Origin of the sequence: Blautia sp. AF14-40 (genome assembly GCF_003479665.1) — a bacterium.
Taxonomy (GTDB): domain Bacteria; phylum Bacillota; class Clostridia; order Lachnospirales; family Lachnospiraceae; genus Fusicatenibacter; species Fusicatenibacter saccharivorans.
This window is the reverse complement of the sequence record NZ_QUHK01000060.1, coordinates 1-5,827: the sequence shown is the minus strand read 5'-3', so window position 1 is coordinate 5,827 and position 5,827 is coordinate 1. Positions and strand designations below refer to the sequence as shown.

Below are 5,827 nucleotides of genomic sequence, written 5' to 3'. Positions count from 1 at the left end.
TTATTAGCACTGTCAAGAGGTGAGTGCTAATATTTTTGTTATTTTTTTGCAAACCCTTTAAAATCAATGGTTTGCAGTATCTTATTTCTTTTGAAATTGTGATTTTTTCTGTTTTGACACCAATTTGACACCAATTTTTCTTTTTGTGGTGTCAAGCATTTAACACCATACTATCTAGTCTTGCAATCTCATTTTCAATCCTTGTCAGCTCTCCAATATGGTTATACACTTCCATTGTTACATCTATATGAGCGTGTCCCATAATATATTGAAGAACTTTTACATCCATACGGCACTCTGCCATTCTGGTACAAGCTGTGTGACGCATTACATGAGCTGAAAACTTTGGTAACAGCTCTGCTTTCCTATGCTCTTTTTTTGCTCTCTCTACTTCGGTTTTGTTATATGCGTCTACAATGTTGTATAAAACACTATTTACGCCATTCGGCATAAGCGGTCTGCCCGATTTTGCTGTAAAGACAAACCCCGAATACCCGTCCACCTCAATGCTCTTATCCTTTGCAAGCATAAAATTGATTTTCCTTTGTTCCTCAAAGGCTTTTGCAACTTCTTGTGTCATAGGTATAATACGAATACCCGACTCCGTTTTTGGTGTTGAGATATGGAACTTGCAACCGTCGCCTAAATTCTTATAAATGAGCTGGTGGTCTACATTAACCGTTTTTGCCTTGATGTTTATATCTTTCCATGTAAGACCAATAAGCTCCCCACACCTTAACCCCGTACCAATCATTATGGTAAACATAGGATAATATGTGTTATAGACATTGCTCTGTTTTACAAACTCCATAAACTTTTCTTGTTGAGAAACTGTTAAGGCTTCTTTTTCCTCTGCTGGTTTTCCATAATCACTAATGGAACTTTTTGCAGGGTTCTTTCGGATAATATCATCATCAACAGCCATTTCTAATGCAGGATAAAGCAGGTTGTGAATATACTTGATTGTAGAATAAGCATATCCAGCTTTGGAAAGTTTCGCATAATACGCTTTAATATGTGAGGGTAAAAGCTGAACAACTTTAATATTTCCAATCTCGTCTTTTACTCTGTTTTCCCAAGCACGAACATAACTAACTCTTGTAGTATCAGCCAGCTCACGAGTTGCCATATAACGCTCAAATAACGTGTTGAGCGTCATTTTTTTGATTGCTCCGTCTGTCAATATGTTATCTTCCATATCCTTTGCAATCTGTTTCTCTTTTTCTCGAAGCTCTGGTAAATCTTGTGCATAGACTGTCAATCTCTTGCCTGTTCTTACATCTGTATAACGATAACTGTATCTTCCATCATTACGCCAGTTTTCGCCCTCTCTTAATTTTCTTCCTTTTGGGTCTTTTCTACTAATTGCCATGAGAACCATTCCTTTCTGAAAAAGCCTCTTTTCTTGTTCTCACAGCGTGCTTTGTCCTTTCTTATTATACTACACACGCCAGAGAACATAAATAGAAAATCGCTCTATTCTTCCAAATATAACAAGTATTTCTTGACTTTTTCTATGGAATAAAGAACCCTGCGACCTATCACAATTTTTGCTCCTGCCTGCTCGCCAATCTTTCTTGCAGTAGCACGACCACAAGATAACATAGCAGACAGTCCCTCTATATCAACAGCAATCGGCTGTTCCGTTGCTCTTATCTTCGTTTTATTCATATTCCAACACCTTACCTCGCTGGAACATCACATCATTTAACACATCAGTATTTAACATAATGTAACACCCCCTTTACTGCGTGTCTATTTTATAAGTTACATAAGCAGGCAGACGGCTTTGGAAAGCTCCGTTAGTATCTCAACTATTCCCATTCCTGTGGGCAGAACCGCACCATGCGGACGTATCATTATTCTGTGAGGATAGGTCGTGGCAAAACGACTTTTCCAACAGTCGCTCTCGGATCACTGCGTGGGTCGCTCGCTTTCTTTTGAAAAGGTCGTGGCGTACAGTCCCCGTGGCTCGCTATCTCACAAACGTATCTGTCTGCTTTATTCAGTTGTCAAAGAGCTGTGGCGAAAGCGTATTGCTTTCATATAAAAGCAGGGGCAGAGCAGGAAAGAGGGGATTGAACAAATCATGCTCTGCGGTTACTGCTTGTTATTCTTCGGTTTCTAACGGAATATCAAAGTCCAAAATCATTTTGATAAGTGCTTCTCTGATACGTCCTTTTAATTCCATGTCTACGACTATGCAGACATTACCATATTTGTCGTAGAACGGACGCAAACAACATTTTGATATGTACGGGTCATACAATGCCAGTATCTTTTCAATCGCATTTACGTTGCCGTCCACAGCCGACGAAATAAGGTAAAATGACGGGCGTGTGTTATTCATCATTCATGTTCTCCTTTAATTTTTTCTTGATTTCTTCAAGTGAGTGCTTCCTACTGCGGAACGACGTTGAACGGTTAATCTTTAACTTTTTACCGATTTCTGTATCGCTCATATCTAAGAAGAAGTACATCAACAAGATTTCTCTGTCTTTTTCAGACAGATACTTAATCGCTTCTGCTAAATCATCATCAAGGACACGAACCTCAATACCGCATACATCAAAGGCGGTATAATCGCTTTCGTATTCGTCCCAGACTGCCAGCTTTTCCACAACGATTTCTGGAAGTTCACAGTAGGAAATTTCCTTATTTCTTCGTCGCTTTAATTCTTTGCGATAATTACAGATAATGCCTTTCACTACACGTTTGAACTTGCAGTCAAATTGACATTGTATTGTCTTTTGGAAGTCCGACGGTTTCATATCATCACACCCCCTTTCCGTTATGACGTGAAAAGTGTTTATCCCTCTTTCCGCACCATATCTGTACAGCAAGGTGTGATTTGTTGCATGAATTTGAAAAAAAGTGAAAAAATTTTTTCGGGTACAAAAAAAGCCCGCACAAAACATATAGTCTGTACGAGCTATTAAAGCTATGAGATATTCCGTTATTGATAAAATGCTGTTAGGTAGTGTATGATTGTATAGAATTTCGCTTAAAATGTTCCATAATACAATCCCCCTTAAAGCATTTGTTTTGTATTATACTTTTGTCTTTTTTGTAATCTTGTAAATATATTCTTCTGGCGTAGGGCGTTTATTTCCAAAATACTTTTTAAAATTTGCCTGCACTTCTGGGTCGTTACTGTTCATAGCTTCATCAATCGTTGCTTCAATATCCGCCCGAACATCAGCCAATGATACACCGCCAGCTTTTGCTCCTGCTTTCAATGCTTTTTTTATGTCACGTTTTTTAAGTCCTAACATGGTATCACTCCTAAAAATAAAATAGTTCCTCAAATTTTTTATCAAGTGCAATACACAAAATAAGTGCAAGTTTAGCAGTAGGATTGAATTGTCCCGTTTCAATGGAACTAATCGTATTCCTAGATACCCCAACCATTTCCGCTAAAGCTGATTGTGATAGTTTTTTTTCTGTTCTTACTTGCTTTAAATTATTTTTCAATATCAATTCATCATTCATAAGAAGTACCTTGCAATCATTATACAAATATTTTTGTAAGATATAAAATAAATAATAATACAGCTACAAAGCCCCAACATATTCCGCAAAACAATGTAAATTTGTCCTTTTGACGTATCCATCTATACATATATTGACCGCAAAAAATTGAACAAAATACGGAATATACATCTTGATATGGTTGATTAGAATATATGTTTATAATCATTAGAGCGACACACATAATCAAACCTACTGTCATTCCAATAGTGCTACTTTTTTGTAAAATATCCAATTCCATTTCGTCCATTTGATTAGGCTTTCTGTTCTGTACTTTTTTTAAAACTTCTTCTCTGTTCATAAAACACCCTCTCTTTCTGCCAAGTTTTATTGGCACTTATAATATATCATAGCCAAGTTTTGTTGTCAATTGTTTTGCATAGTTTACTTGTCAAAAATACAGCGTGCAAATCTATACAGAAATGCACGCTTTCAATGTTTACCCTACAATCTTCCAGTTGCTATCCTTATGTAGCACAAGCTCATACTGCGATACCTGCGTTACCTTTGTTTGATTATCAAGGAATTTTACGGCAACCTTGACTTTCACATTGTCCCCGTCCTTTGTAAAGGTAGGGTTTACCAGTTCAGAATAAAGGTAGTCCCTGCCGATAGGTTCAAGCACATTTCCAGTTACATAGTAAGCAAACTCTTTTTCCGTAGCTGTCGGGTACAGCTTAAAGAATGTTTCCAAAAATGCGGTAGCGTCATTGACGGTATCAGCGTCTATACTTGTGTCTGCTTCTGGCGTCTTTGGCTCATAGTCTGATTTTTCGATTGCAGGGGCAAGGGTAGGGTTCTGAACGATTACCATATCCCCGTCAGCGTCCACATGGACTTTTACGGTATAGGTTGCTTTCACATTGCTTGTCTGTTCTCCCTCTTTTATCTGCTGATCTACTTCGTAGGTAGCAGAAAAAGTGTCCGTTCCCGACTGTTCAATACTCCATACAATCACATTTGTAACCGTGGAGCTGGTCGGTATATCCGTTCTGATTGTATCAACATTCAAGTCCTGCAATTCCTTTGTCAGATAACCACTGATTGCCTGCGTCCTTGCTTCAATCGCTTCTTTGCTGTTATTCCATGTGTAGTAGGACTTCGCAAAGTTCTTCACGAAATTTTCAATCCCGTTGGTGTCCTGCAAGCGAAGCTCAATGATTTCTTTTTCATGGGTGGTGTGCTGGTCGATAGCAGTAAAATTCTTATACACTCCAAAGCTCACGCTTGCGATAAGCACCACCCACAACACAATCACGGTTTTCTTATGTGTGCCTACCTTAACAGTACGCACCTTTTTTTCTTTTGGTTCTTTGATAGTTTCTGTTTGTTTCTTATTCTTCTTAAACATATTTTCAAGTCCTTTCTATTGTTTTACTCGTCCTGCACCGATTAAGTGCTGTTGCCAGTAACTACTACTTAGGTCTGCATATCCTATCGGGTCGCCTGCATGATACATCTGTGTCGGCGAAACAAGAATACCGACGTGTGTTACATAACTTCCAGCGTTATAAGTGGAATGGAAAAATACCAAGTCCCCAGCCTTTGCCTGCGAGAGTGGAAGATGTTGGGTAGCGTCATATTGTGCTTGTGCGGTTCTCGGTAAGGAGATACCAGCTTTTCCATAACACCATTGCACAAGTCCGCTACAATCAAAGGAAGTGTTCGGGTTACTGCCACCATACACATATTTCCAGCCTTGATATTTCAACGCTTCATTCATAATCGCTTGTGCCGTCGCATTATCAAAATGTGCCACAGTCAAATATTGATTGACTAATTCGACGTAGAACATATTTCCATAGCCATACCGCCAGCCCCCGTTCTTCGCAACGGCTATCGGGTTCGTATACGTTACTTTCTTTCCACCCGACTTCTCACGGGCGAAACTCTCTGCAAGGTTAAAGGTGTGTTTCTTTCCTTTTCCTGCCACATATCCCACATAGCCACCGCCATAGTTATAAGACTGTATCGCTACATTCAAATCGTCGATACCTTGATTTTTGCAGGAAGAAAGCAGGGACGCAAAATACTTACACCCCTGCTTGATTGAGCTTTCCGTATCTAAAGAGTTGGGCGGTAAACCAAGACTTTCTGAACTCTGCATAACATCTTCTGCCGTACCGCCACTTTCTACTTGAATGATAGCAAGTAGCACATTGACATACTCGGAAATACCGTTTTCTCTGGCGTATTTTTCTACCATAGGCTGATGTTTCAAGACTTCTGCGGATAAGTTCATACCCGTAATGCCAGAAGAAAAATTGCTGTTCTCGTCGTCGCTGTCCGCACTAAT

Annotated in this window: 9 protein-coding genes; all 9 read right to left on the bottom strand. The window is 39.2% G+C overall.

Features of this window, described 5'->3' with window-relative positions:
- Nucleotides 1–151 precede the first annotated feature (151 nt).
- A complete protein-coding gene (locus tag DWW13_RS17645; RefSeq protein WP_009243513.1) occupies nt 152–1,372 on the bottom strand; it encodes a tyrosine-type recombinase/integrase in 1,221 nt (406 codons plus the stop codon).
- A 104-nt stretch (nt 1,373–1,476) separates the two neighbouring features.
- The gene (locus DWW13_RS17640) at nt 1,477–1,671 is read right to left on the bottom strand and encodes a hypothetical protein (RefSeq protein ID WP_004614488.1); all 195 of its coding nucleotides are present in this window, start codon (nt 1,669–1,671) and stop codon (nt 1,477–1,479) included.
- Nucleotides 1,672–2,110: 439 nt separating this feature from the next.
- Nucleotides 2,111–2,350 carry a helix-turn-helix domain-containing protein gene (locus DWW13_RS17625; protein WP_025487352.1) on the bottom strand — a complete coding sequence of 80 codons (240 nt, stop codon included), beginning with the start codon at nt 2,348–2,350 and terminating at the stop codon, nt 2,111–2,113.
- Nucleotides 2,343–2,771 carry an RNA polymerase sigma factor gene (locus DWW13_RS17620; protein WP_117888457.1) on the bottom strand — a complete coding sequence of 143 codons (429 nt, stop codon included), beginning with the start codon at nt 2,769–2,771 and terminating at the stop codon, nt 2,343–2,345. The genes DWW13_RS17625 and DWW13_RS17620 overlap by 8 nt, the downstream gene beginning before the upstream one ends.
- A 279-nt stretch (nt 2,772–3,050) precedes the next feature.
- Nucleotides 3,051–3,275, bottom strand: coding sequence for a hypothetical protein (locus DWW13_RS17615; RefSeq protein WP_117614268.1), 225 nt, complete (start codon nt 3,273–3,275; stop codon nt 3,051–3,053).
- Nucleotides 3,276–3,285: 10 nt separating this feature from the next.
- Nucleotides 3,286–3,492 (bottom strand): helix-turn-helix transcriptional regulator, encoded by a 207-nt coding sequence (locus DWW13_RS17610; protein WP_015552789.1) that lies wholly within the window; start codon nt 3,490–3,492, stop codon nt 3,286–3,288.
- 19 nt (nt 3,493–3,511) lie between these two features.
- A complete protein-coding gene (locus tag DWW13_RS17605) occupies nt 3,512–3,832 on the bottom strand; it encodes a DUF6442 family protein (protein ID WP_117888456.1) in 321 nt (106 codons plus the stop codon).
- 138 nt (nt 3,833–3,970) lie between these two features.
- Nucleotides 3,971–4,882: a conjugal transfer protein gene (locus DWW13_RS17600; RefSeq protein ID WP_118720719.1), complete on the bottom strand. Its 912-nt coding sequence runs from the start codon at nt 4,880–4,882 to the stop codon at nt 3,971–3,973.
- Nucleotides 4,883–4,897: 15 nt separating this feature from the next.
- The coding region (locus DWW13_RS17595) for a C40 family peptidase (RefSeq protein WP_118720717.1) at nt 4,898–5,827 on the bottom strand (930 nt) is incomplete at its 5' end.